Below are 2,586 nucleotides of genomic sequence, written 5' to 3' on the forward strand. Positions count from 1 at the left end.
TGTCACTATTTAAGACGTAGCGCAGCTCCTGCTGTTTAAGCTGGTTCATGTTTTTAGCTCCTGGTTAATTGAAGATTTAAAAAAGAAAAGTAATCAGTGCTTCAGGTGAATACCCTGGATGGACTTGTCATGAGTATGTGAACCATTCCACGTCAGTTTCATGGGCAGCTTGTAATCCAGATACAAATCATAGAGACGTCGCGCCCCTTTTTTGAGTAATACAGGTTGATAACTAATGAATCTGTCAGCACCGTGTGGGCTTATTTCGCTTTGTTTTTCGGTTAAATATTTATCCCGTGCATAAGAAGCAACACGCCAGCGTATGCCGGATTTACTTTCGTTGTAGAGCCACTTCCTCTCTGCCAGAAAATGATTTATCTGCTGACTGTTTACGCCATTAAGCATTTTGCTAAATTGGGTAGGGGTCATACCTTCCTTAAAGAGATTTTTAAGACAATCGTTTTCGGTTGAGAGACTTTTATTTTCCAGTAATAACTGTTCTTTCTCTTCTTCAGCACGAACAACCATGAGAGCGAGTTCTTTTTTTGTTGGTAGTAATGTTTGAATGTGAAGTTGAGGTTGTAAAACACGTCTTTCGCATTCAATAAAATACTGCCTTGCCTGTTTCCCTTTTTCATTGCGTTCAACCATGGATAGCTCTTTCGCCATATCGATGGCGATATAGTAGTCTTTCATCATACGTTGGCGAGATTTTGCACTACTCAAATTTGAGTAGCTCAAATTTTCAGCAATAATATAGTCAATGTTCTCTTCAAAACTATATTCTGCTATACGCCTATTTATCCAATCATTAAATCGCGTAGTAATTTCTAAAAACGCATGTAAATCACGGGCATTAACCGTTTGGATTAATTCACCACTGATGTTTTTTGTTTCTATATTGATTAAATTTTGCATATAGAAATTCCTCAAAGTTAATTGATGATTGAATATTGGTATTATTAATTTGCGGCACGCTTCCGTTTGAAACGGAGACGTGCTAAGGAAAAGTAAGCTATTCTGATAATTTTTTGATTAATTCATCTTTGTGAATGATCATGTAACCAGCACGACGACCAATTTCGAAGAGTGACTCTAGTGAAGCGACATATTCATTATCATGAATTACTCTTGCGCTATCTACTTTGCCATTGGGAAGTAAAGTGAGAAGAATTTTNTTTGTATTACCTGTTACGGTAACAGCATTGTGTAATTGTGCTTCCATGCGATTAAATTCAGCAATGTAGGCTTCCTTGAATTGAGCGGCTTTCTTTCCGGTAAATCCCATCACCAAGAATACGAAGCCGTCTTTAGTCATTTCGTAGCACTTTGTTGAGATCCCATCTCCACCGTTGGGATTTTCTCGTATGTAGAACGTCTCCTCAAAATTGAGGAGACGAAACTCAGATGAACACTCAAGACTGCCGATAGCACGTAGAACGTTGTCATGGCGCTTGTTGAAGTATTCGGCTACATCTTGTGAGGTGGTAATCGCTTTACCTTTGTGAATACTAACTTTAGGAATAACAAGGGATGAGTGAGTGGTCATATTGACCTCCAATGGTACATTTAGATAAATGCTACCACTGGAGTTTCGAATCTCGTGGTGGTAGCCCAGACAGGGTTCGAAATACCGGTGTACCTCCGGCGAACCTTACGGTTCCCCTACCTGAGCCACCATTGATATGTGACTAGGTTATGACCAATAAAAAACACGCATTCGGCGTGTTATTGGCCGGTACACACTGACGGGTTTCGAATCCCGACATCTGATTTTGCAGATGCAAATAAACTATAGCGCATGATTTGTTCTTTCGTCAATGGTTATTGTTAGGTTATACTTACCAAAAAGGAGGATTACCTATGGGTCAGGTTGCATTTGATACACTAAAATTTGTTGAAACGCTTGAAAGCGCTGGATTACCAACAGAACAGGCGAAAGCGATTTCTATTGCTGTGCGTGAGTCACACGAAGCGGTTGATGTAGCAACAAAGAGAGATTTAGATGATGTCCGCAAAGATTTAAGCGCGCAAATATCTGATGTTCGTAAAGACATGGAAATAGTCCGCAAAGACCTACAGCTAGAGATGTCAGGAATTCGTGCTGAACAAAAATTAATACGCTGGATGTTGGGGGCGGGTATTTTAGGTATCCTTTCTCTTGTGGTAAAAGCCTTTTTGATGCCTGCCTTATGATTGTCAGTGAACTGTTAGCTGAATGGTAAAGCAGTAAATGAAGTTTACTTATTGCAGGTTCAAATCCTGCACAGCCCGCCAATTCCACGGTATATCTTCATGAGTCTTCGGTTCTCTTTCTTAAGACGATCATTTTCATTTGTTAAGCACTGTATGATTGTCTTAAAAGAGCGTACTTCTCTGTCATCATCATCACTAATATCAATACTGCTTAAGTATATTGAATCGCTCAAATGGCGACTGCCATTAGTCACCCCAACCAGATTACCCATATTAGGGTGTTTTGCCGTTACAATGCGTGGATTGTCCAATTTCATCGTGTTTAATCCTTCTTATTGTGCCGTTTGGTTTAACCAGTCAGGGCGCTCACCTTTTCCCAGGTAAAAATCC

At 39.9% G+C, this 2,586-nt stretch carries 4 protein-coding genes and 1 tRNA gene; 3 read left to right on the top strand and 2 right to left on the bottom strand.

What is annotated here, in order from left to right; all coding sequences use genetic code 11:
• Window positions 1-93: 93 nt before the first annotated feature.
• Entirely contained in the window at window positions 94-918 is an 825-nt protein-coding gene (locus H1X92_RS15605) for an antA/AntB antirepressor family protein (protein ID WP_202881793.1), read from the bottom strand.
• Window positions 919-1,015: 97 nt separating this feature from the next.
• On the bottom strand, window positions 1,016-1,549 hold the full coding sequence (locus H1X92_RS16145) for a Rha family transcriptional regulator (protein ID WP_180558296.1): 534 nt from the start codon (window positions 1,547-1,549) through the stop codon (window positions 1,016-1,018).
• A gap of 314 nt (window positions 1,550-1,863) precedes the next feature.
• On the opposite strand from H1X92_RS16145, the gene H1X92_RS00075 reads away from it, so the two are divergent.
• The 3 genes from H1X92_RS00075 to H1X92_RS00085 all read left to right on the top strand — a co-directional run bounded on the left by H1X92_RS00075 (window position 1,864) and on the right by H1X92_RS00085 (window position 2,580).
• Window positions 1,864-2,196 carry a DUF1640 domain-containing protein gene (locus H1X92_RS00075; protein ID WP_180558297.1) on the top strand — a complete coding sequence of 111 codons (333 nt, stop codon included), beginning with the start codon at window positions 1,864-1,866 and terminating at the stop codon, window positions 2,194-2,196.
• Between the two features lie 6 nt (window positions 2,197-2,202).
• A tRNA-OTHER gene (locus H1X92_RS00080) sits at window positions 2,203-2,277 on the top strand.
• Between the two features lie 18 nt (window positions 2,278-2,295).
• Complete coding sequence (locus tag H1X92_RS00085; protein ID WP_180558298.1) at window positions 2,296-2,580, top strand: hypothetical protein; 285 nt, start codon at window positions 2,296-2,298, stop codon at window positions 2,578-2,580.
• Window positions 2,581-2,586 lie beyond the last annotated feature (6 nt).

The organism is Arsenophonus endosymbiont of Apis mellifera (assembly GCF_903968575.1).
GTDB classification, from domain to species: domain Bacteria; phylum Pseudomonadota; class Gammaproteobacteria; order Enterobacterales; family Enterobacteriaceae; genus Arsenophonus; species Arsenophonus apicola.